This window comes from Ancylobacter sp., from assembly GCF_965229075.1.
Classification (GTDB): domain Bacteria; phylum Pseudomonadota; class Alphaproteobacteria; order Rhizobiales; family Xanthobacteraceae; genus Ancylobacter.
The window spans coordinates 864,997-887,054 of sequence record NZ_CBDDIO010000001.1; the positions used below are offsets into that span (position 1 = coordinate 864,997).

Genomic DNA, 22,058 nt, shown 5'->3' on the forward strand with positions numbered 1-22,058 from the left:
ACACCAGCCTGAGGCCGCACTCAAGTAGCCCCCAACGATATCTGTCCGCACCCCCTCACGCCCCCGTTCAGCCCCCCTGAGCGGGGGCTTTTCTATGTCCGGCCGGTCCCCCTCGCGACCCGCCTAACGAGCCCCTGAACATCACCATGAGCAACGAACTCGCAGAAGCCATCCGCGCGTCCTCAAAGCGCCTCGGGGTGGACCCCATCCACCTCGCCACGGCCATGTCCTACGAGACGGGCGGCACCTTCGACCCTTGGAAGAAAGGCCCCACCACCAAGTGGGGCGAGCATCGCGGCCTCATCCAGTGGGGGGAGCCGCAGCGCGCCAAGTACGGCGTGACGCAGGATATGCCCATCACGGCACATGTTGAGGCCGCCGAGCGCTATCTCAGGGACGCCGGGGTGAAGCCCGGCATGGGCCTCCTCGACATCTACAGCGCCATCAACGCCGGCCGGGTGGGCCTCTATGACCGCTCGGACGCAGCCGCAGGCGGCGCTCCGGGCACCGTGAGGGACAAGGTGGAAACGCAGATGGCGGGTCATAAGGCCAAGGCTGCGGTCCTCTTGGGAGTGCCCGATATCGACAGCTCCGATTACGCACCCACGCGGCCTGTCCTCACTGCCACGCAGATGGCCCTTGAAGCCGCCCCCGGTCCCGGCATCGGGGAGACGATAGGCGCGGCGGTGCGGGAGCATTCCCTCACCGGGTGGCTCGTTACCAAACCGTGGCTTCTGCCTCGTGACCCGGAGTTCCGGCTCACCCCGGAACGCCTTGATGGCCTCATCAAGGGCATCCCTCAGGACCGTTGGGCGGCTTTCGAGAGCGCCTATTCTGATGCCGAGGCGGAATCCATCCGCCGCGAACTGCTCGCTCAGATGGACCGGCAGCGTACCCTCGCGGCGGCCGGCATCACGGGCACCCTCGCGTCCGTCACGGCGGCCATCGGGGACCCCATCGGCCTCGGTGTGGGGCTCGCATCGGGTGGCGTTGGCAGCGCCGTCCTTTGGGGCAGCAAGCTCACCCGTATGCAGCGCGTCCTCAGCGCAGCGGCCTCGGGGGCGGCGATCAATACCGGCCTCACGGCGGCGGAAGAGAGCCTCAAGCCAAACCCGGAATGGGACGCCTTGCTCTACTCGGCAGCCGGTGGTGCGGCCGTGGGGGCTCTCTTCGGGGCGCTCTCCAAGATGCCGCATATGAAGGAGGAGGCGGCCCTCATCGGGCGCCGCGCGAAGCAGGACGTGGAAGGCGTGGAGGCCGCCTATGGTGTTGTCCCGGTGCGCCCGAGGGACACGTCGGTAGGCGCCGCTCAGGGCATTGAGCATGTCCCGCTGCGGCAGGACGCGAACGACTTCATCCGCCTCGCTGATGGGGAGAATGCGCCGAAGACGGCCATGTCCGCGCTGCGTATCGACAGCACGGCGGCCACCAAGTCCTCCGAGAACCAGCTCACCCGGATGCTCGGCAACGCCCTCGGGGAGGACGGTACGGGCAATCTGGACCGTGACATTCCCGCGTTCTGGACGGCCTCGCAGGAGCAGGCCCGCCTTCAGCAGGTCATGGACACCCGCCGCGCCCTCGCCATTGAGCCCCACTTCAATGCCTGGGCGGAAGCTCGGGGCCTTGGCCGTGTCGCCAAAGAGCGGCGCCGGGCGGAATTTCAGGTTGAGGTGTCGCGTGCCCGGCGCAACCTCGACCCCACGCGGAGCTTCGACCCGAACGCGATGGCAGCGGTCAAAGAGGTGGATGCGTGGTTCAAGGACTACCATACCCTCGCGACCGACCCCGGCCGTGGCATCGGTCTCTCAGGCCAGCGCCTCCCGGTCCCCGGCTTCAGCCCCACGGTGCCGGCGCTGCCGAACTACCTGCCCCGCATCGTCTCCCACACCAAGCTCAACGCGGCCCTGCGTCGCCTTGGGCACAACGGTGTGGCCGATGTCATCGCCGCAGCGGCCCGGCAGATGCACCCGGACATGGACCCGAGGGCCCTTCAAGCCTTCAGCCGGGGGTATGTCAGGGTTCAGCGGGAAGCGAGCCGCAAGCTCAACACCCGTGCGGCAGACGGCCTCTTCTCCAATGACCTTGAGGGACTTCGGGGGCTGCTTCAGGACCTTCCGGGCATGGACCCGGAGGCGGTGGAGAATGTCATGGCGCAGCTCACCCGGCCGGTGGACAAGGGCTCCGTCACCCGCGCCAAGCACCGCGCCTTGCTGGACGAGAGCCTTCGCGTCCAGTTGCCGGACGGCACCGTGACCACGCTTGCCGAGCTGCTCCTTGAGGAGGACATCGGCAAGCTCATGGCCTCCTATAACCGCACCATGTCGGGACAGGTGGCGCTCGCTCAGGTGCGGGTGGAGAAGGTCGTGGAAGGGCAGCGGCACGTGCTCATTGACGGCCTCGCGGGGCCGGGGGCGCTGGAGAACCAGCTCCAGAAGATGGCGGCGGTCGCGGATGAAATCGACCAGCCGCAGGCTGCGCTCATGAAGGACCAGCGGCACATTGAGGCGCTCCACAAGGGCACCGCAGGCGTGCCGCTATACGATGAGAGCACGGCCTTTGCGCAATGGCTTCGCCTCCTTCGGGAGTACGGCCTTGCGCGCGTCGGTGGGCAGCTCGGTTTCGCCCAAATCCCCGAGATTGGGGCCATCTTCACGGCCGGCTTCAAGGCCGCGATGGCGGGCATGCCGAGCTATCGGGCGTTCGTGCGCGATGCCCGCACGGGGAAGCTGAAGGACGGCTTTGCGGCGGAGATTGAGTCCGTCTTCGGTCGCGGTGCCGAGCGCATCCGCACGGCCGGAGACTGGCGCCTGTCCACGGAGGGAGAATGGGGGACGGCCTTCGAGATGAGCCCCCGCATGCGGAAGGTTGAGACGGCCCTCGGTGTCGCCAAGCGCGTCACCATGGAGATATCCGGCCTCAACGCCCTGAACACCCTCCTTCACCGCTGGTCCACCTCAGCAGTCCTGCACTGGTTCTCTCGCTCCGCCTCGGGGGAAGCCACGACCTCCGTTCAGCGGCTCCGCAACATGGGCCTTACGGACGCCATGGCGGAACGTGTGTTCGCTCAGATGCGCAAGTATCGGACGCTGAAGGAGGGCTCCACGTTCAAGCTGGAGCGGCTGAACCTCGACCAGTGGGACGACCTTGAGGCCCTCGCTCACTTTGAGCACGCGGTGCATGTGCGGGGCAGCCGCATGGTGCAATCGAACAGCCCCGGCCTCTTTGCGCCGTGGATGTCTCACCCGGTGGCGAAGACGGTGCTCCAGTTCCGCACCTTCGTCATCGGCGCCCACTCGAAGCAGATGCTCCACAACATCCACATGTGGGACCGGGAAAGCCTCACCAACTTCCTCGGCTCCATGGTGGCGGGGCAGCTCGGTCATATCGCGCAGACGGTGGCGAATGCTCCGATGCTCTCCGAGAAGCAGCTTGAGGAACGCCTGTCGCTTCAGGGCATCGCCATGGGCGGCTTCCAGCGCGTCGGCATGGTGGCGCTTCTGCCGCTGATGGTGGACACGGTGGCGCGGGTCTTCGGACAGGGCGTCTTCAACAGCCGCTCCACCGACCAGACCTCAGACCTGTGGTTCGGCAACCCCACCACGGGGCTCGGGGATGACATTCCGAAGGCCCTGCACGCCATCACCGCGCCGTTCTCGGATGGGCGGCCGATGTCGCGCGGGGAGATGCGGGCCATCCTTCGCCCGCTCATCTGGCAGAACACGCTCCCCATGACGACGCTCTTCGGCCTGATGTCGCAGGGGCGGCCCGATACGGCACGCTCTTCCGCCCCCTGAACACACTTCCCGCGACGGCTTGCGAGCCGCCTCGGTCACTCTCCCCGCCCATCTCGCGCCCTCGTTCGGACCACCCTTGCATGCCGCAAGGGCGGCACTGAGCGGGGGCGTTTCCTTTTCTCGCGCCGCGCCCTGAGGGGCGCCCAAGGAACATGACCATGGCACAGAAACTCTCCGGCCTGTCCCCGGTGAACGAAGACCCCATCAACGCCGTCAAACGCCTCCCGCGTGCTCCGCGCCGGGTAGCTCCCGAGATTGTCGAAGCGCGGCCCCTGCGGCCCACGGCAGCCCCGGTGAACACCTATGTCCGCCCCTCCGAAGTCCCCCGTAGCAACGACTTGCTGGATGTGGCGGCGGCCCTGCAATCTTTCTCCCCGGTGCTCTCCGAGGCGTTCGCGAACATGGAGGCCAAGCAGGCTGCCAGTGCGGAGGCCGCTGTTGCTCAGTCCACAATGGAGGAGCTTCAGGCCCATGTTCGGGCCGGCACGTCTCCCATCTCCTCCAGCCCCATCGCCGCCAAGGCATACGCCAAGAGCGCCGCTCAGCAGCTCGCGGTACGGCGCCTCTCCGAGGCCCAAGCGGCGTGGGATAGCGGCGACTTCGACCGGGACAATGGCGACTTTGACGCCTTCCTCGCTGAGGCCGCGCGCGGGGACCTTGAGGGCATCACTGACGAGGACGCGAAGAACGCCTATGGCGGCGTCTTCAACAAGTTCTCCCCGCGCCTTCGCGCTCAGGCCACCGAGTACAAGGTCAAGCGAGAGAAGGACGCCGCGCTCACGGCGGTGGGCGACACGTGGTTCGCGGCGGTGAGCGCCGGCATCACCGAGGGCAAGACCCCGGCCGAGCTTCAGGCCGCTCTCCGGGGCCAGTATGGGCAGTACAAGGACACCATGGGGCTCCAGCCTCAGGAGCTTGATGCCGTGGTCTTGGGCGTAACCCGGCGCCTCGCAGAGAACCCGAACAACGAGGCGTATGTCGAGCACTTCCTGAACGACACGCGCGGCGGCGTGGGCTCCATCGCTGCCAAGCAGGACACGGGGCCTGCCGCTCAGGTCATCATCAATCGGGCTCAGGCGTCCACGGCGGCCTACCAGAAGGAGCAGCTCCGGCTCCAGAACAAGGCCGCTGCGGATGCCGATCAAGCGCGCGTTCAGGCGTCCCTTGAGGTGGCAGCCGAGAACGGCACGCTGGCCTTTATGACCCCCGTGGACGTGCGGACGGAGAGCGGCGACACCAAGACGGTTACGGCCGATGAGCAGCAGAAGCAGGGCGTGGAGCTAATCCGCAAGAAGGCCGAAACGATGGCCGCTCAGGGTGACGCCGAGGGCGGCATGAACTTCCGCCTCGGGGCACTGATGAAGAACGGCCTCGTGGATCCTCAGTTCAAGTCCATCCTCAAGGCAGGGGTGTCGTCGGCGTCTCAGGAGGCGCTTGCCAAGGGGGACGTGCCGGCTGCCCTGAAGGCCGGGGCGGGCCTCTACGAGACGCTCTATGCCCGCAATCCGCGCCTCCTCGCGCAGACCGTGGGGGACTCGGAGCAGTTCTTCTATGAGGCGTATCGGGTGGCCCGGCAGGACATGGGATATGACGAGCACGCCGCGTTCCAGACTGCCACCCGCTTCACCGACACGGCCAATCCCGAGGCGGTGCCTGCGAGCTTGAAGCCGAACCTCACCAAGGTCCGGGAGAAGCTCGGGGAGCTTCAGACGGGGACGTGGGAATGGCTCTCCCCCTCGACATGGCCCCTGCCGTTCAGGTCAGGCAATGGCGTCGGTGCCATCACCATGACGGACGACGTGGCCCGCAAGCTGGAGCAGTGGGGGGAGTTCTACGTCCGCCTCGGCAAGTCCCCGGACGATGCCGTTGAGCTGGCGAAGGAGCGCATTCAGGCCGGCCACGCCATCGTCAACGGCAACCCTGTCCCGACCACCGATAGGGCCGTGCCGGAGAACTTCCGGGCCATTGCCGAGCACAAGCTCAAACAGTGGGCGGACACCTACGGGGCCAGGTACGGCTATGAGGCCGGGGATTTGACCGTGGAGCCTGCCGGGGACGGTCAACAGGGCGTCTGGACCATCGTCCGCGCCCATGGGGATGGCCCGGTGCTGTTGGAGGAAGAGGACGCACGGAGTGCCCTCAACTTCTCCCTCAGGGCGGCCAAGGTGGAGCAGGAAGCCGCCGCGAAGGCCGCCATCGTGGAAGCGCAGCACGCCAAGCAGCAGCGCCGAAATGCCCCCGCCAATGCCGGCCGGGTGCGCCGGAACGGGCCTCAGTAACCACGAACGACCGCACGAACGAACTCAGGGGCGGTGCTTCGGCGCCGTCCCTTCCGCATGCCCATATCACACCATCAGAAAGAGACCGACGACATGAACACCACCACCCTGCCGACCCTTCCGAAGGCCGCGCGCACGGACTTCTTCGACGCCGATATGATCGCCAAGGCAATGAACTACGATTTCCCGTGGAAGGTTCGCGCCCTCATCAAGCGCAACATTCCCACGCTGCGGACCCTTGGTCCCGTCATCACCCGCAGGGTCCATGTGACAGCCGAGGACGGCAGCGTATGGGAGGTTGACGACTACGAAATCAACCGCACTCAGGCCGCCGTGATCGGGGCGCTTGTGCCGACCCCGAAGGGGACCCTGTCCGGGGCCTACATGGCCGAACTGGAGGAGCTCTTCCACGCGGGGCACCTCGTGGTGGCGGACACCCCGGAGGCCAAGGAAGCGGTGCAGCGGGCCGCCGAGCGGCACCGGGAGCGGCAGCGCGCGGCCATGGGCGGGGTGCGGTGAGACCATGACCGACATCACCAGCGCGCCCCCGGAAACCGTCCTCCCGGTCACGGAGGAGACCACCATGCAGGACCTCCAGCTTGCCAGGGTTCTTGGCTACAAACGCCTGACCAACATCCGCAACCTCATAGGCCGCCACCGCGCCAGTCTGGAGGCCATCGGATCATTGCTTCAGCGTGAAGCGATGATCGAGACCGGCAAGGGGGCGTCCCGTGAGGTGACGGAATTCCACCTCACGAAAGCTCAGGCGACCTTCCTCATTGCCAAGGCGGGGACGAAGGAGGCCGATAGCGCCCTTATCCTCGTGTCCGAAGCCTTCGCCATGCTCATGGAAGGCAAGCTGGTGGCGGTGGATGAAGCCGCTCAAGCCGAGCTGGACGCCGCTGCGGAGCGCGCTGCCGAGAGGCGCCGCCTGATGCGGGAGGAGAAGGACGACTTTTCCCGCATCCTGAAGGGCTTCAGCAAGTCGCCCTCGCGCTCCGTCATTGGCCACAAGCCGGACGGTACGCCCATCCTCCGGGAGCTGACGCCCTTCGAGAAGCAGCGGGAGGAGAGGCAAGCCGCGCAGAAGCGTCGGTCTCGCTGGGCGGCGCAGGGCCGTAAGAGCCGGAACCCCGGCGACCCTCTCTAGGGTCCCGTTTGGGGCTGCCGATCATTGCGCCATAGTGGCGCGAAGATGGGGGGACCATTGCTGCGTTGTGAAGCGATGGTCCCGCCTTTCCGTGGAGGGACCCGGATAAAAATACCGGAAAAATTCGTGCGCCCATCTGAATTAGAACAAAGCCGCGATTCCCCCCTCGGGGGCCTCCAGTCTCGCATTCCGACCCCTTCAGGGGCGCCCCTGCGAGGCCCCCACACGGGCGCTCAGTCCCGCCGCTCCACACCCTGCCGGACGCCGCAGCCGGCCGCTGGTGAGTCAATCTGACTCGCCCTGAGCGCCTTCCTCGGTGCCGCCTCGCGCGGCATCCTCGTGGGCATCATGACACCCGACACGCCCGACGAACCACAGCCCCAACGCTCACCCACCGAGCCCACCCCCGAGCAGCGCGAGGCGTTCCTCGACCAGCTCCGCACCTACCTCGCGGCGATGTACCCCTCAGCGGGCTACAGGACCCGCCGCAGGCTGCTCAGACGCGCCCACAACAAGGGGCATTACGGCCGCCTCGGGGAAGTCGCGGGCATCCTCGTGAGCAACTATGTCCGGCATGAATGCACGGACTACGAGCGCCTCTTGCGGGTCAACGGCGGCAATGAGGGGCTGACGCGGGAGGGGGCCCGCATGGTCGTAGCGCAAGAGGTGGAAGACATGGCGAACCGCTGGCGGCAAGGCTCGGCTGAGACCGATGAGGGCTATGTCCAGCTCCGCAGGCAGCTCAGGGGGCGGCGCCGCAAGAAGGGCAAGCGCAAGGATAATGCGGGCGTCATCGCCACGCAGAACGCCGCCATTGCCGAGTATCTCAGGGGATGGCTGGAGCGGCAGAAGCCGGCCTAGGTTCATTTCAGGCCGGGTTGTGGGCGTGGGTAATAGACCTCGGCAAACCGCGAGGCCACCACCTTGAGCAACTCAACGAGACCCGAAACAGACATCACTCATAACCCGCCGATTTCTCATCGGAAGTTATGCCTCCTATAGATGGAGCAGAGCCGTCCCTAGAGAGAGCCCTTCCGCGTCCCCGGAGCAAGGGCGTATGGGTCCCGCGTCGGGGAGAGGTTCACGCCTATGGAGCGCTGATGCCATTCGGGGAGGGGTTCTCGGAGGCGGCCTCCACCATCAACCCCACCTCAGAGACCCCACGCCTCCAGCGCCTTCGCCTGTCCGGTCGGGTCGTCCTTGATCCGGTAGACCGTCTGGCGCGTGAGGCCGGTGTGCTTCGACACGTCGCTCACGCCCGCGCCCTGTGCCAGCATCTCAGCCACGCGGGTGAACTGCTCCCGGCTGAAGGTCGGCTTGCGCCCCTTGTACTTCGTCGCCCCCTCAGCGGCCTTGGCATGGGCGATACCGGCCTTCTGCGCTTCCTTGGTCGCCTCTGCCTGAGCCTGAGCGGTGGCCGCCATGAAGCCGATGAGGGCGTCTCTCACGGCCATCTGCACGGGGTCCTTCGTGGCCCCGTCGAAGGTCATGGCGTTGATGATGGTCTTCACCACCACGCCCCGCCGCATGAACTCGCGGATGGTCTCAGTGACATCGGCGTAGTTGCGGCCTAGGCGGTCCACCCAGCGGACCACGAGGGTGTCCCCTGAGCGCAGCACGTCGAACAACCTGCGGCCCTCGGGGCGGTCCCTGAGGGACACGGAGACGCCCGACACGCCGTCATCGGCAATCACCATGTCGAAGCTGTAGCCGGCCGCTTCGGCCTGCGTGCGCTGGTGGGCGAGGGTCTGGTCGGCAGTCGAGACGCGGGCGTAGAGGATGGTGGACATCGGCCTCTCCGGTGTCGGCAAGGATGGTGTCCGCAGATAAGATGTACGCAGAGCCGATGTCAACCCTAGCGTACAAGGTTTCTGGTGTCGCCAGAGATGTACGCTAGGGCATACCTATGAGGACGCATGCTTCTGGAGGACCTCCGCCGCCCTTGCCGCGTAGGCATCAGGATAGAAGTTCGCCATCCACATGTTGCAAACCCGCGCGAACTGCTGACGTGCTGCGCTCCCGTGCTGCCAGTCTGTCGGATAGAAAGGCACAATGCAGTTGCCGACTTGAACCGCCAAGCGGCCAAGTTCAGAAACCACCGCTTCAAGCGTCAGTGCCGACATGAAAGGTCCGCTCACAGCGTCAGCCTCGGGCGCTGGTCGCAGCATTAGATGGCTGGTCATGTTTGGGTGGCCGGCTAGATCACAAAACAGGTCGTATGCCTGCCGACGTTTTTGGCTGGTGAAGCCGTCCCTCTTGTCGAGCGCCTCTCTTACTGCGGCGGGCTTAAAATGCTTCCAGCGTTCGGCCTTTGGAGCGTTCCGCCATGCAGTTATGAGAAGCTGCTCGCCGGCAAATAAATCGACCAGAAACACCGTCTCCAGTATGTCCCGCATAACGAGCGCTGCTGTTTGCGAATAGCCGGACAGTGATAGCTTCAATGATGTTCCAAGCGCATTGAACATGCGGATGGACATTATTTGAACAACCTTAAGGTCCTCGTCGTCGGTAATATGCTGCCGAAAAACGTCACAGACATTCATGGCCTGCTCAGTGATTTGAAGCTGGAGCAGTAGACCCTGATTTGCAGCGATAATCTCTAACGCTCGCGCGCGTAAAACCTCCTCTTGGTGGTGGAGGCTAGTCAGATTCTCGGGAAATTCTGATAGCGCCATTTCTTTCAGTCCCCCGGCCATGAAATCTGCTGTGGCCTCTCTTCAGTCTAACTTCACTCAGGAAGCAACGCATCATGACCGATGCCACCCCTACGCACGCCCCAACGTCCCCCATCCTCGCCAAGCTACGCTTCGGTGAGAAGACCATCCGCGCCGCCCGGCACCCCGCCCATGGCCGCATGCTGATGGCCCACGATGTCCTCCTTGCCATCGGCTACACCCCGAAGCCCCCGCACGGCGCCCGGCCCATCCTTGCGGGCCTGAAGGTCTCCGATGCGAACCGCGTCACGCTCACCCGCGAAGACTTCGACACCACCGAGGGCCGCCCGGAGCCGACCTTCTCCAAGGCCACCTTCCTCACCCGCGCCGGGCTGGACGAACTGGTGGTGGGGGCCGCCGCGAAGAAGGTGAAGACCTTTGGCCCGTGGATGGTGGACGTGATGGAGAACGGCGCCCCGAAGCGTAAGCCCAAGGCGGTGCCCGAAACGGCCCCGGAAGTGCCGGCTGAAGGGCTGCCTTGGGAGGAGTGACAGGCCCGGTGCGATGCCCGGCCAACCCCTCACACTATAGGAAGCCCCCAGCGGCCTCAGGGCGCCGCGTGGAGGGCCGCTAAGCCCCCACTATAGGAAGAGCTGAGGTCAGCGCGGGGGGCGCTCCCGCCGCTCTTAGGCGTCCCCCCTCCTCGCGCGTTCATCCCCGATCACATCCACACCCCGAAGAGCCTCCTGTGGATATCTCGGTGTGGGCGTGTGAGGGGGCGTCTATCCCCTTTGCGGCCCCCTTCACACCCCCGAAACGCCCCTTGAACGCGGACTCCGGTGCCGCAGAGAGTCCCCATGAACAAGCATTCCCAACCCCCAGAGCGGCACCGCTGGTTTGACGACTGGCGCGGCGCAAAAGGTCCGGCCCTCCGCAAGCTGGTGGCGGACATCACGGCTGAGGTGGAGGCGTTGGAGCGGGCCACGGGTGCGCGCAAGCGGTCCCGGAAGGCAGTTGACCAGCGGCATTTCGAGGTGGCCGTGGAGGTGGTCGTGAGCAACCTCGCGCATGAGGTGCTGGTGCCGAGCGAGACCGGGCGGCTCGCCATCCTCACGGGCAACGGCCCCAAGGGCGCCACCCGTTACGACAACAGGGCGCTTGGAGAGCCGCTCAGGAATCTCCTCGGCAGCCTTCAGGAACTTGGGCTAGTTGACTGGCAGTGGACCGGCGAGCGCGGCGTTGCCTCGTCTCTGGCGCCTACAGCAGCGCTCAGCGGGCGGGTGCGTGAAGCGGGCATCTCCATGTCCACCTTCGGCCGCATCGCTGGGGAGGAGACCATCATCCTCTCCACCAAGTTGCCGATAGGTGGGGAGGGTTCTGGTCTTCAGCGGCGCGAAAGGCTCGATTACCCCGACACGCCGGACACGATGGCGATGCGCGCTGCCGTGGAGGCCCTGAACGGCTTCCTTGCAGACGCCGACATCAGCTTCATCAAGGATGGTCTCCGTGACGTAGACACATCAGAGCGCAGGATGCGCCGGCACTTTGTGGTGAGGGCAGGGGCCAAGGGCGAGGCTCCTCCGGTCTCGTTCGACCGGGGCGGGCGGCTGTTCGGCGGCTTCTGGCAGAACCTTCCATCCTCGCGGCGCGGCGGCATACGGATCAACGACGAGCCCGTGGCGGAACTCGATTATGGACAGATGGCCGTCAGGCTCGCCTATGCAACCGTTGGGGCGCCACCTCCCGAGGGGGACATGTACGCCATTCCGGGGCTGGAGGGGCACCGGGCGGCGGTGAAGACAGCCTTCAACACGCTCCTCAATGCGGGGCCGAAGATGACCCGGTGGGGCTACGAGCGGGCAGGCAATGGTGAAGACGCGGACGCCAGCGAACGCCTTCCGGCAGGCTGGACCGTGAAGAGGACAAGGGCCGCTATCCTAGACCGTCACCCTGCGCTCGCCTCCTGCCTCGGGTCCGGCATCGGCCTCAAGCTCATGCACATGGAGAGCGAGATACTGGTGGCCGTGCTGATGGAAATGGTGCGGCGGGGCGTCGTTGGTCTCGGCATCCACGACGGCCTCCTGACGCAGGCCTCCAAGGCAGCCGAGGTGCGTCAGATCATGGAGAAGACGGCATTGGTGAAGGCCGGGGCCGAAATCCCGGTCTCCGTTGAGCCGTTCTCTCTATGTTGACCATGCTCCATCTATAGGAGGCATAACCCCGCCAGTAACGCCATGTTTCTACGCGGTCTCGCATGCGGCCTTAGCGTGCTTTAGGATTGCTTCCGCGACAGCCGTAAGCGGATCATCCGTGGTGTGATGAGAGGTTATGGCTTTTCCATCGCTTGGCAACGCTTGCAGCTTACCAAATGGTGCATGATGCCAGAGGCACTGTCGAGCAATAACCGGAAAAACAGTGGCTTCTTTATTTTCATGACGCTCCATTGCGCGAGTCATTTCTTTACTATAACAGTAATCAGAGTTTATAAAATCTACACTAATCAATAGAATAATTATATCTGCTGAATCTAGCTTGTCAGATATGGCGGCTTTCCACTCCGATCCGGGTTTTATTTGGCGGTCATCCCATATTTCAATGTATCCAAGTTGAGCTATGGGCGTGATGTGTTTAACAAGCTCTCTTTTGATATTTTCATCGGCGTGAGCGTACGAGATGAAGGCTTTGAGAGCTGTCGGCTTGATGGGTTGAGCCGGTGTCGGAGGTGCTTGAAGCTCGATCAAACGCACGGCCCCGCCGGGTCCTTGAGCCGGGCGAATCTTTCCTTTTCTAATCAGCGACGCCTTGGTTTTTTCATACCTGTCATCCTTCCAACCAAGCTCCTGCCTTAATGCTGGGTTGGAGATGGACCTGTCCTCGCCGGCGGTGAGCCTCTGAAGGCGCGCTATAAAACGGTCTTCAAAGGAGCCTACCTGTTTTTGGTTTCGTGCCATGCGGAATCCATTGGAAGGAAGCAGAATCAGGCTAACTGTTAACTTAATACGTCTGCAAAACAATGCATCAGATCAGTGTCGCGACTGCCCGCTTGCAGATGGTTCCCACAGGTGCTGATGTCCTTGCTGCACAGGCTTTCACGCTTGTTGGCAGTCGCCGGCAGGATGGCCGTTCGGCTCCTACCTATCCTCGCGGCTCGCACCGCTCTTGCCCTGTATTTTCCTTCGCCAACTCTAAGGATGGTAGCTTCACGGCTTCCACACAGGCCCTCATCTGGTCGGACGGAGAGGGGCCTCCCGAGTACCTGTCGAGCAAAAGGCTGCCACGCTTGTGGCCGATGACCGCTTCAATGACATGCGGGGACTGGCCGGCGCGCTCAGCCTTGGTGGCGAACCAGCGCCGGAAAGAATGGAAGTTCACCAGTGACCGGCGCTTTCCCGGCACCATCTCCTCCAAGCCCAAGTCGCGCAAATACCGCCCGAAGCGTTTGCTCACGGGCATGGAGCGTTCGCGTCCGCTCCCCTCGGGGGGCGTTGCCACATCGTCGAAGATGAAGTCGTCAGGCTGTTTGCCTTCAACCCGGCGCGCTACCAAGGCCGTCAGGTCCGAGTGGATGGGCACGACGCGCGCGCGCTTCTCGTTCTTCTGCGGTTTGAACCGGAAGTAGCCATCCATGCAGTCCTTCGCCCGAAGGCAGATAATCGGGTCAATCCGCGCACCGCTCAGCGCAGCAATGCGCATGGCATCAGCAAGGATGGGGGCGGCATCCCCCGCAAGCAGCTTCGCCAGTTCTACGTCCGTAAACGGGCGCTCTTCGGTCGCGTCCCCATCGCGATGAGAAGCCTTCGGCGCTGGCGGGGCCTGCTCCGACCAAGGGTTCTCGACTGTGATTTTCCCCTTGCGGCGCATCCAGCGCCAATAGGAGGAGAGGGCAGAAATGTATTTCACGACGGTGGCGTGGTCGCCGCTCCACGTTGCGTCCCGGCTCTCCATCATGAACGTGACGTACTCGCCCGCCTTGACGCGGTCTACGCTTTCGATGGTCCTGCAACCCCAATCCATCAGTCGGGCGATTGCGCGCCGTCTGTCCCCGGCCGTCCGGGGCTTGAACCGTTGCTCGGCAAGCCACGCGTCCAGATGGGTGTCCAGCGGCGTCTCTGCGCCCGTGGCAATGGCCGCATAGGCGAGGGCGTACTCATAGCCCTTCCGCTCTTCCAGCGCCTCCACATGGCGATAGAGGGCATAACGCGCGTCGTTCTCCTCCGTCCGGTCTCCAAGAATAGCCGTGCGGTGCCGCAGGGCCTCCTCCACCATGCTCGGGGTGGCGATAACGCCCTTCTTGGCGTCCTCAATGATCTTCTGGAGTTCCGCTACAACCGCCCAACGGCGCTCCCGTGCCGTCGCGAGGTCCCGCGTTTGCAGGGACCGTATGAGGCGCTTCTTGCCGACCTTCTCACGGAGGGAGGGGGCGACCTCGACAACGGCGTAGTAGGTTTGACGGCGACGTTCGATATAGCGAGGCATGGTCGGGCAGGCGGCTCCAAATCAGTGGATACCCCACACGCTACCCCACACGCTTTACCCTACACAAGCTCTTTCAGAGTGGCGGAATATATAGCGTTAAATGCTTTGAGGGGTGGGTGTCAGACACTCCCTCCGTCTCCGCCATTTCAGTCCCAAACTGGGCACGCCGAGCGTAGCCGATTTCCCTCCCGAGACGGCAGCCAGCGTTCGGAGCAGGTCTCCCTTCGATCCAATGATGCGAACTTCCTTGGCTCCGACCTCGACTCGCTGGGCCAGGGCACGCAAATGATCGCGTCGATAGCCACCGCCTTCGATGCGCATGCGCTTGCGGGCAGTGTCGGCGAAACGCGCCACCATGGCCGGCGTGACAGTGTCCTCGCCTGAGGTGGCGAGAGACGTTTGTGCGCGGGCAACATCGGCCTGGGCTTGGTCCCGGATCGACTTGAGACCGTCGATGCGATCCTTCAGCGCCGGATCGGTGATGTCGGCGACGCCTGATTCGATGGCGTCATAGAGCCGACGCAGCCTCTGATCCGCCTCTGTCCCGCGCTTGTTGAGCTCAGCCATGTGCTCGCGGCGGCGCTCAAGCCGCTCCTGGCGGTGCGTGAGCATGGAAGCGAGGATTTCTTGTAGCCGCTCGGGCTGAAGGAGGCGCTGCTCGATATGGCTCGCCACAAGCGTGTCGAGCGTCTCCATCGGAATGGCGCGGCCGGAACAGCCGGTCTCGCCCTGCCGAGCCTTGATCGAGCAGGCATAGTAGCGGTAGCGCCCGCTCTTGCCGGTACGGATGGTCATGGCCCCGCCGCACTGCGCGCAATAGCAGATGCCGGTGAGCAGCGTCGGACCGCTTACCACGCGCGGCGGGATGATCTTGGGATTGCGCGCCTGAAGCTGCTCCTGCACGGCGTTGAAGACCTTCGTGTCGATGAGCGGCGGCACGGCGACGACCACCACCTCGCTCTCGGGCTTCTTCTGCTTGCTCTTGGAGCGGCTGTTGAACTGGTGCTCGCCGACATAGGTCCGGCGGGTCAGCACCCGGTGAAGCTGGCCGATGCCCCAGCGGCCGCTTTCGCGGGTGTAGATCCGATTGCGGTTGAGATGACTGACGATCGCCTTCACGCCCATCGGGCCGGAGCGGCCGTCGCCATTGAGGGCGAGGTCGAAGATCAGCCGCACCGTGTCGGCGTGTAGCGGATCGATCTCCAGCTTCTTCTTCACCTTGGCGCCGCGCTGTTCGGCCTCGACCACGCGATAGCCGATCGGCGGGCGAGCACCGTTCCAGAAGCCCTGCCGGGCATTCTCCTTCTGGGCCCGCAGAACGTGCTTGGCGTTTTCCTTGGACTGGTACTCGTCGAACAGCGCCATGATCTGCCGCATCATGACGTGCATCGGGTCGTCGCCCATCTCCTGGGTGATCGACACCAGCCGCACCCCATTGCGGGCAAGCTTCCGGACATAGAATTCCAGCTCGAAGTGATCGCGGAAGAAGCGCGAGAAGCTGTGCACCACCACGACATCGAACGGCGCGGGCTTCAGCGTGCCCGCTTCGATCATCCGCTGGAATTCGGGCCGGCGGTCATTGGTCGCCGAAGATCCCGGCTCGACATAGGTCTCGACCAGCTGATAGCCGCGCGCCTGGCAATATGCCTCGCCCTGCCGGCGCTGGTCGGGGATGGAGACATCGTGCTCAGCTTGCCGGGCTGTGGAGACGCGCAAATACAGGGCGGCACGCAGCGGAGCGGTCATGTCGGAGCCTTTCGTGTCAGGCGATCATTCCCCTTGGATCAATTCCTCCAGAATATCCCCGAACCATGCCTCGAAAACAGCAATCTCCGCTTCTGTCACCGGAATGTATTCCGGCCAGTCATCAGTGACGGTCATCGGGGCGGGAACTGGCGATGGCCGCGTCCTGCGGCAGGGCGGCGGCGTGTCGGCGTAGGTGTAGAGGTTGCCCGGCAAGCGGCTCGGCGCCAATCGATAGGCCGGGTATCGAGTGGGGGAATGTGAGCGTCTGGTCATTCCTAACACTGACGCGACGGCGACGGATGCCCAACAGCCGATCTATGACCGGAAATACGCAAAGCTTCCTTGATCCGAAGCGGTTACCTCGGCACGCCCATGCGAACGGCGGCTTTGCGCCGCCGAAGCGGACATTCCAATTGAACCGACGAATGCATGAAAAGGCCGTTCACGGTCTACAGCACGGCGCCCCAGTCTTCCTCGACGACCTGCTTGTCTTTGAGGAGATAGCCGGAGCGGTCCACGGCATACTCGCCCAGGTTGTGTTCCGTCGTTAAGGCCTCGGCTGCCTCGCGTGGGGCGCCGCTCATAGATCGTCCCAATCATCTTCGACCGGCGCCGTGGCCGGCGCCGGTCGGCGCGAGCGCACCAATGGCGGTATGCTTCCCTCCCCGGGGGTGAAGTGATTGCTATAGGCGTCGATCAAGCTTTTCTCGCCCGTATCGACACAGGCTTTCCACACGTCCAAGGGGCCGCGAAGGTCGATCGTGTAGCGGCTGGGTTTGATCGCCGCTTTGGCGTTTTTGAACAGTGCGAGCATCTCTTCGCTGATCGGAGCGCTTGTCCAGAATTCAAAGTGAGCGGGCAGATTTTGCCATTCCGGGTGCTGGCGAATATAGGCGTAGGCAGTCGGTACATTGTGCTGGAGCCAACGCTTGAACAGATCGTCCGGGATGATAGCATGCGGGCTGTAGCCCTTGCACTCTATCGCGAAGACCTTCTGGTTCTGCTGGATGGTAAGGACGTCGATTTCCGCTTTACCCTTATCAGGTACCTTGAAGACACGGTTCGTCGTGACGTCGCCGAGGTTCGAGCGTTTCACGATGTCGGCGACCATATACTCGAACAGGGCGCCCCGCAGTTGGTTGGTCGCTCCACTAATTTTGCCCAGCGTACGGAAGAGGTGACCGAACTGCTCCGGATCGAAGGTGGAATAGGCCGCGCTCGTCAGGACGCTGGTCAGTTCACGCAAGGCGTCCGCGATGTCCTGCCCGAAGAGCGACTTTGGCGTGGCAGCGATGATGCCGGCACTGCGCAGCGCTAAAAAGGCGTCCTTCTGGAAGCGGTCGGCGACCAAGAGCTGAATGCAGGAGCCGACATTGCGCAGGGCGCGCAGGGTCGCGCACTTGCGGATGAAAGGTGCGGCGCCGTCGAGCGTAATGTCGGAGGCGAGGTTGACATCGCAGGCGACAAAGCCCGGCTTGGGCTCGCCCTCGCGCGTAAAGCGAACGACTGCACCTAGATAGGAGGGGGCACTTAGGTCCCAAACAAAGGTGCCGACCTGCGGCAATTTCTGATCGGTACGGGTGCTTACCAAGTTGTAGCTCGCGATCCCCAGCTTGCGCAGCCAGTCACGAACTGCGGAGAGAAGAATCTCCTCTGTGATGAGGCGGGCACGCATCTCGGCGGTGCCGACAGCGTAATATTTCTCCTCCTGTACGAGCGCCACGCACTCGCCGATACCAGGTACGGCTACGGTCCTGACCAGGCCCGCCTCGGTCAAGCGCTGGAGCACTGTCTCGGCAGCAAGATGCTTGAGTTGGCGGACGGGAGACCCGCTGATGATCGGGAATTGCCGGGCTGGCACCATGCCGCCGTGCTGGCGGAGCGCCGCAATCGCGTAACCCAGTGCTGAATTATTCGCGGTCAAGGCGTTGGCGAGCCGGTGCCAGTATTCCGCAGATCCGAACTGCTTCTCCAGATACATGAAGCGCGCGTTTCGTGGGAACGGAATGCCGGACAGCCGTCGGACATTGCCGCGCGCGCGCGAAAGGCGTTGGCGTGCAGCGACCGACGAAATCTTCAGACGGTCAGCAACCACGGCAGCAAGCTCACTGGAGAGCGAGGGGCCGAGTTTGGCCAGGATTTGTTCAATCGGGTCAGCCATCGAGCGCCTATGTCACACTGCGCATTTAATACCATGAGTACATGGTCAGGGGCATCATTTTGCGAGGCGTGCTCTAGCCTTTGAATCGCTTGGAGAATTTTTGATCTAAAGCACGTCGATCAGGCCGCTATGTCACAGTCGCACGTCACGCAGGTTTAAAATCGGTGTATGGAGCGCTGTCTGTTTTTTTAGTGGCCATGCTATCAACGCGACAAACGCTGCCCGAAGCACCTGCTTGGACTGTAGGGCTTATACTTGGGACATTGACGCGTCTGCCAAGCCAACCCGTTGGAAACCGGCAGTTTGGAGTTCAGGTTCGAGCTCCGCCAGACAGGCTTCGGGAACCGCCAGCACAAAGATGTCACGTGCCCTTGTCAGCGCGACATACCCAATCCGGCCTTCCTCCGTCGACGGACCGTCGAGGAGGGCGCGAACATGCGGTTTCTTAGCGACATAGAGAACCGCGTCGATGCTTTCGCCCTTCACTTTGTGGACCGTCGATGTTCGGAAGTTGAATTCTGGGTCGGCGGCTAGGTCGGAAATTTCCAAAAGCGGCCGTGCTTCCAGCTTCTTCTTCGACAGGCGCTGGCCAAGATTGTCGGCGACTTCCAGTCCAAACTCACTCGCGAGCCTGCCAGCCAGCGCTTCCGCTCGGGACCGGAGCAGCGGGTGCCAAGCGGTGTCCGCAATAAGCGTCGATACGGGAAGGCCTTCCGCAGGATCGCGCACGAACGACCAAATGATCCTGCGAAGCCGGCGCCCCTTCTCATCCGCGCGCCGGTCGAGCTGCGACAACAGCGCCCCGTCGCGTGCTGCCAGGAGGCCGGCAAGACCGATGCAGGCCTGCTTGAAGGCCTGGTGATAGTCCTTGCGTTGGTCCCGGCTGAGTGCCGCATCGGCAAAGCAGCGGACCACGCCGGCGCCCTGGCCGTCCATTTCGCCGCTCCACTCCGCGGTCCAGTCCGAGGACCGGAACAGAACCACGCCCTTCGATGGTTCGATATCGGCGGCAGCGAGCAGGCTGCGAAACGAGCCTAGCGCCTTGTCCCGCTCGGTCGCCTTGAACGGCATATAGTAGCAGACCGGCCGCCCATCCTTGGCCGACCGCTTGGCGGTATCGGACTGGCCGGTGAGCTTATTCGCGAGCGCGACAATGCCCGGCAGCGAGCGGTAATTGACTGTTAGCCGGTGCGGGGAGGTGCCGGAGCGTGTGGAATAGTTTTTGAGGAAAGCACCGTCGGCGCGAGCGAACTCATAGATTCCCTGATTGGGATCGCCGATCAGTGACAACTGCGTTCCGGCGCCGATCAGTAGTTCCAGGATAGCCTGGTGCTCGGGTCCGATGTCCTGCGCCTCGTCGACCATGATATGCGGATAGCGCCGTGCCATCGCCCGTAGCACGAACGGCTTTTCACGAAGTACGCGTAGCGCCCAATAACGGCCGGCCGAGTGGCTATATGCGCCGACGGCACCCAGCTTGGCCAGCGCCGGGTGGGCCCATTTCGTAGGAATGTCGGTATGGGCGCGGCCGATCGTATAGTGGAACCCATTGCCGTCGAATAGAATTTCGATATTTGTGGTTGGCTGCGATTTTTTGCCATCAAAGACGGTGAAGCCGCTCAGGAAGCCCTCGCGCCCTTCGACCAGAAACGGCGTGCGCGGGCATTCCATCACCCTGTGGCCGTGCGGCCGCATGATGTTAGCGGTGATGAAACCGTCCATCGTGTCTATCTCGACACGCGACGAGCGGCCCATCGTCGGCAAACTGCGCAGCAGTATTGCATATTCTTTCTTAAACGTTTCGACCGCCACGTTGGAGAAGGATAGCAGTCCGATCAGGCCGGGCCCGTCGTAGCGCTGGCGCATCGACAGCAGCCTATGTACCGCGGTTCTCGTCTTGCCGCTGCCGGCGCACGCCATCACCGCCAGCGGCGCGAGCGGCAATGCGACGATATCGCGTTGTTCCTTCGACAACTCGACGGTCATGCGCAAACGTGCCTGATCGCATCGAGGATATAGCCGGGCGCTGCGATCTCGGCATTGTTGTCCTCGATCTGCGATGCCAGCGCCTGGGCGAACCTTCCCTTTGAGACGTTGGCGCTCTTGCGTTCGAACATGCCGCGAAACAACGTCTCGGCCTTGGCCTGGTCGCCGGCAGCGGCGGCGACAGCGGTCGTCAGTTCTGCGCCGATATTGGGATGGATATCCTTGAGGGCCGCCAGCATCGTCGCCCGGTTTTTCGCGATCAACGCAAGGTCATATTCGAAGGTCTTCTGGCCGAGGAACACCTTCACCAGATCGTCCTCGCGCTTGATCATCGCCTTGGCAGTGTCGGACGGATCGACGGTGTCGCCGGTCGCGGGATAGATACCGACCGTCTTTCCGTCGATCTTGGTGGTCGGATCAGCGTCGGTGATGATCGCGACCGGCACGGTGATCGCCTTCTTCCCAAACAGCGGCATGAAACAGTCGAAGTTGAGGCCTTCTACGCTGATCAGGCTGACACCGTGGTCGCGCAGATCATAACCGTGCTTTTTGGCCAGCACGCTGACCATCAGCATCTCGGCGGCGCCCTCGACGAAAAGCGCGCGCCGCGCGAAGAACAGTTCGGCGCGGGTGACATCGAGATAGCGCGCCAGCTTCTGGCGCTTTCCCTTATCGAATTCGACTGAGCGCGGATGAAAGGCCACCGCTTCATGCCCGGCGTCGAGCAGGCAGACAATCGAATCTAGGTCCGCGATGCTGGCGAAGTTCGGGGAATGGCTGGTGACAAACACCTGCACCGGCTTCTCGCCGGGCTCGCCTTCATCGATACTCGACAGATAGCGCAGCAGCACCGCTTGGAGCTGGGGGTGAAGATGCGCCTCGGGTTCCTCGACGATCAGACTGCGATAGGCAGCATCGGCATTTTTGGCGAGTTCGCTCAGCACCACTGCCATGAAGATCAGGTTGTTGTAGCCCGAGCCATTGCGCTCGATATCGAACGCATCGACGATGATCGACAGCCGTGCCGCCAGCTTGCCGAAGTCCGTGCCGGCGAGGCCCACGTCGAGCGCCTGGGCCAGCTTTGGGCCGAGCATGCTGCTGTGCCGACCCGAGATCGCATCGTGCGTATCCTTGATCGGTTTGTGCGCCTTAAGTTCGCTATCGAGCTTGCGCAGCGCCTCGGCGATTTTGTCCTTTCCGTCGTCGTCTGAGAGCAGGTGCAGCAGCCGCGACAATTGGCTGTTCCGGCTTGGGCGAAGACCCTGCTCGGCGTCGCGCAGCGGCTGGAGATAGACGCTGCGCAGATTCTCGAGCATCGACGATGTCATCGAGATTTCGTCGAAATCGCCGCACCAGCGCCGCGGCTTGAGCCGCTTTGATTTGTCCGGGTCGCCATAGGTCACGCCCATGACCGCCTCGATCTTACCGTCGTCGCCATCGCGAAGTGCGTGGAGGAACTCGGCTTCGTCGTCGTGGCTGAGCCCCTGGAAAACATATTCGAACCGGATTTCTCCGGTCGCGGTGCCGCCGGCCGGCATATGGATGTCGTCGCAGGTAAAGCGCGGATAGGGATCGTCGGCGCCCGCCAATAACGCGCGCAGCGCATCTACCACTGCTGTCTTGCCGATATTGTTCGGGCCAACGACAACGTCCAGGCCGGGCCGGAATTTCAGCATGGCGTCCGAGATTCGCCGGAAGTTTCTGATCCTGAGTTCCGCCAAATGCACGTCCACCACCCCCTTGTTAATGGTCTCTTCTTACCGCGTGTTCGGCTGTGCCGAAAGCGGAGCGCTCCGCTCGCATTCAAAACGG

At 63.5% G+C, this 22,058-nt stretch carries 16 protein-coding genes; 7 read left to right on the top strand and 9 right to left on the bottom strand.

What is annotated here, in order from left to right:
- The first annotated feature begins 146 nt into the window (after positions 1 to 146).
- The 5 genes from ACO07Z_RS04355 to ACO07Z_RS04375 all read left to right on the top strand — a co-directional run bounded on the left by ACO07Z_RS04355 (position 147) and on the right by ACO07Z_RS04375 (position 8,084).
- Positions 147 to 3,794 (top strand): hypothetical protein, encoded by a 3,648-nt coding sequence (locus ACO07Z_RS04355; RefSeq protein WP_421697543.1) that lies wholly within the window; start codon positions 147 to 149, stop codon positions 3,792 to 3,794.
- 158 nt (positions 3,795 to 3,952) lie between these two features.
- Entirely contained in the window at positions 3,953 to 6,073 is a 2,121-nt protein-coding gene (locus ACO07Z_RS04360; protein ID WP_421697544.1) for a hypothetical protein, read from the top strand.
- 93 nt (positions 6,074 to 6,166) lie between these two features.
- Positions 6,167 to 6,592: a hypothetical protein gene (locus ACO07Z_RS04365; RefSeq protein WP_421697545.1), complete on the top strand. Its 426-nt coding sequence runs from the start codon at positions 6,167 to 6,169 to the stop codon at positions 6,590 to 6,592.
- A gap of 4 nt (positions 6,593 to 6,596) precedes the next feature.
- Entirely contained in the window at positions 6,597 to 7,223 is a 627-nt protein-coding gene (locus ACO07Z_RS04370; protein WP_421697546.1) for a hypothetical protein, read from the top strand.
- A 348-nt stretch (positions 7,224 to 7,571) separates the two neighbouring features.
- Positions 7,572 to 8,084 (top strand): DUF2293 domain-containing protein, encoded by a 513-nt coding sequence (locus ACO07Z_RS04375; protein WP_421697547.1) that lies wholly within the window; start codon positions 7,572 to 7,574, stop codon positions 8,082 to 8,084.
- Between the two features lie 290 nt (positions 8,085 to 8,374).
- Here the strand turns inward: ACO07Z_RS04375 and ACO07Z_RS04380 are convergent, their stop codons facing one another.
- Together ACO07Z_RS04380 and ACO07Z_RS04385 are read right to left on the bottom strand one after the other, a co-directional pair.
- Positions 8,375 to 9,013 carry a recombinase family protein gene (locus tag ACO07Z_RS04380; RefSeq protein WP_421697548.1) on the bottom strand — a complete coding sequence of 213 codons (639 nt, stop codon included), beginning with the start codon at positions 9,011 to 9,013 and terminating at the stop codon, positions 8,375 to 8,377.
- A gap of 114 nt (positions 9,014 to 9,127) precedes the next feature.
- Positions 9,128 to 9,919: a hypothetical protein gene (locus ACO07Z_RS04385; RefSeq protein ID WP_421697549.1), complete on the bottom strand. Its 792-nt coding sequence runs from the start codon at positions 9,917 to 9,919 to the stop codon at positions 9,128 to 9,130.
- A 53-nt stretch (positions 9,920 to 9,972) separates the two neighbouring features.
- On the opposite strand from ACO07Z_RS04385, the gene ACO07Z_RS04390 reads away from it, so the two are divergent.
- Positions 9,973 to 10,428 (top strand): hypothetical protein, encoded by a 456-nt coding sequence (locus tag ACO07Z_RS04390; RefSeq protein ID WP_421697550.1) that lies wholly within the window; start codon positions 9,973 to 9,975, stop codon positions 10,426 to 10,428.
- Between the two features lie 306 nt (positions 10,429 to 10,734).
- Positions 10,735 to 12,069 (top strand): hypothetical protein, encoded by a 1,335-nt coding sequence (locus ACO07Z_RS04395; RefSeq protein ID WP_421697551.1) that lies wholly within the window; start codon positions 10,735 to 10,737, stop codon positions 12,067 to 12,069.
- Between the two features lie 48 nt (positions 12,070 to 12,117).
- Here the strand turns inward: ACO07Z_RS04395 and ACO07Z_RS04400 are convergent, their stop codons facing one another.
- The 7 genes from ACO07Z_RS04400 to ACO07Z_RS04430 all read right to left on the bottom strand — a co-directional run bounded on the left by ACO07Z_RS04400 (position 12,118) and on the right by ACO07Z_RS04430 (position 21,979).
- Positions 12,118 to 12,828, bottom strand: coding sequence for a toll/interleukin-1 receptor domain-containing protein (locus tag ACO07Z_RS04400; RefSeq protein ID WP_421697552.1), 711 nt, complete (start codon positions 12,826 to 12,828; stop codon positions 12,118 to 12,120).
- 184 nt (positions 12,829 to 13,012) lie between these two features.
- Positions 13,013 to 14,353 carry a DUF6538 domain-containing protein gene (locus ACO07Z_RS04405; RefSeq protein WP_421697553.1) on the bottom strand — a complete coding sequence of 447 codons (1,341 nt, stop codon included), beginning with the start codon at positions 14,351 to 14,353 and terminating at the stop codon, positions 13,013 to 13,015.
- Between the two features lie 96 nt (positions 14,354 to 14,449).
- Entirely contained in the window at positions 14,450 to 16,099 is a 1,650-nt protein-coding gene (locus tag ACO07Z_RS04410; protein WP_421697554.1) for a recombinase family protein, read from the bottom strand.
- 449 nt (positions 16,100 to 16,548) lie between these two features.
- Positions 16,549 to 16,683 carry a hypothetical protein gene (locus tag ACO07Z_RS04415; RefSeq protein ID WP_421697555.1) on the bottom strand — a complete coding sequence of 45 codons (135 nt, stop codon included), beginning with the start codon at positions 16,681 to 16,683 and terminating at the stop codon, positions 16,549 to 16,551.
- On the bottom strand, positions 16,680 to 18,260 hold the full coding sequence (locus tag ACO07Z_RS04420; RefSeq protein ID WP_421697556.1) for a nuclease-related domain-containing protein: 1,581 nt from the start codon (positions 18,258 to 18,260) through the stop codon (positions 16,680 to 16,682). The genes ACO07Z_RS04415 and ACO07Z_RS04420 overlap by 4 nt, the downstream gene beginning before the upstream one ends.
- 249 nt (positions 18,261 to 18,509) lie before the next feature.
- Positions 18,510 to 20,246, bottom strand: a complete 1,737-nt coding sequence (locus ACO07Z_RS04425) for a UvrD-helicase domain-containing protein (RefSeq protein WP_421697557.1) — start codon at positions 20,244 to 20,246, stop codon at positions 18,510 to 18,512.
- The gene (locus tag ACO07Z_RS04430) at positions 20,243 to 21,979 is read right to left on the bottom strand and encodes an ATP-dependent nuclease (protein ID WP_421697558.1); all 1,737 of its coding nucleotides are present in this window, start codon (positions 21,977 to 21,979) and stop codon (positions 20,243 to 20,245) included. Before ACO07Z_RS04430 ends, ACO07Z_RS04425 begins: the two co-directional genes overlap by 4 nt.
- Positions 21,980 to 22,058: the final 79 nt, after the last annotated feature.

Bases quoted from the DNA above. Each gene is read 5' to 3' on its own strand.
- ACO07Z_RS04365 (WP_421697545.1), top strand. From the start codon at position 6,167: ATGAACACCACCACCCTGCCGACCCTTCCGAAGGCCGCGCGCACGGAC.
- ACO07Z_RS04400 (WP_421697552.1), bottom strand. From the start codon at position 12,828: ATGGCACGAAACCAAAAACAGGTAGGCTCCTTTGAAGACCGTTTTATA.
- ACO07Z_RS04375 (WP_421697547.1), top strand. From the start codon at position 7,572: ATGACACCCGACACGCCCGACGAACCACAGCCCCAACGCTCACCCACC.
- ACO07Z_RS04380 (WP_421697548.1), bottom strand. From the start codon at position 9,013: ATGTCCACCATCCTCTACGCCCGCGTCTCGACTGCCGACCAGACCCTC.
- ACO07Z_RS04385 (WP_421697549.1), bottom strand. From the start codon at position 9,919: ATGGCCGGGGGACTGAAAGAAATGGCGCTATCAGAATTTCCCGAGAAT.
- ACO07Z_RS04415 (WP_421697555.1), bottom strand. From the start codon at position 16,683: ATGAGCGGCGCCCCACGCGAGGCAGCCGAGGCCTTAACGACGGAACAC.
- ACO07Z_RS04355 (WP_421697543.1), top strand. From the start codon at position 147: ATGAGCAACGAACTCGCAGAAGCCATCCGCGCGTCCTCAAAGCGCCTC.
- ACO07Z_RS04405 (WP_421697553.1), bottom strand. From the start codon at position 14,353: ATGCCTCGCTATATCGAACGTCGCCGTCAAACCTACTACGCCGTTGTC.
- ACO07Z_RS04370 (WP_421697546.1), top strand. From the start codon at position 6,597: ATGACCGACATCACCAGCGCGCCCCCGGAAACCGTCCTCCCGGTCACG.
- ACO07Z_RS04395 (WP_421697551.1), top strand. From the start codon at position 10,735: ATGAACAAGCATTCCCAACCCCCAGAGCGGCACCGCTGGTTTGACGAC.
- ACO07Z_RS04410 (WP_421697554.1), bottom strand. From the start codon at position 16,099: ATGACCGCTCCGCTGCGTGCCGCCCTGTATTTGCGCGTCTCCACAGCC.
- ACO07Z_RS04390 (WP_421697550.1), top strand. From the start codon at position 9,973: ATGACCGATGCCACCCCTACGCACGCCCCAACGTCCCCCATCCTCGCC.
- ACO07Z_RS04360 (WP_421697544.1), top strand. From the start codon at position 3,953: ATGGCACAGAAACTCTCCGGCCTGTCCCCGGTGAACGAAGACCCCATC.
- ACO07Z_RS04420 (WP_421697556.1), bottom strand. From the start codon at position 18,260: ATGGCTGACCCGATTGAACAAATCCTGGCCAAACTCGGCCCCTCGCTC.
- ACO07Z_RS04425 (WP_421697557.1), bottom strand. From the start codon at position 20,246: ATGACCGTCGAGTTGTCGAAGGAACAACGCGATATCGTCGCATTGCCG.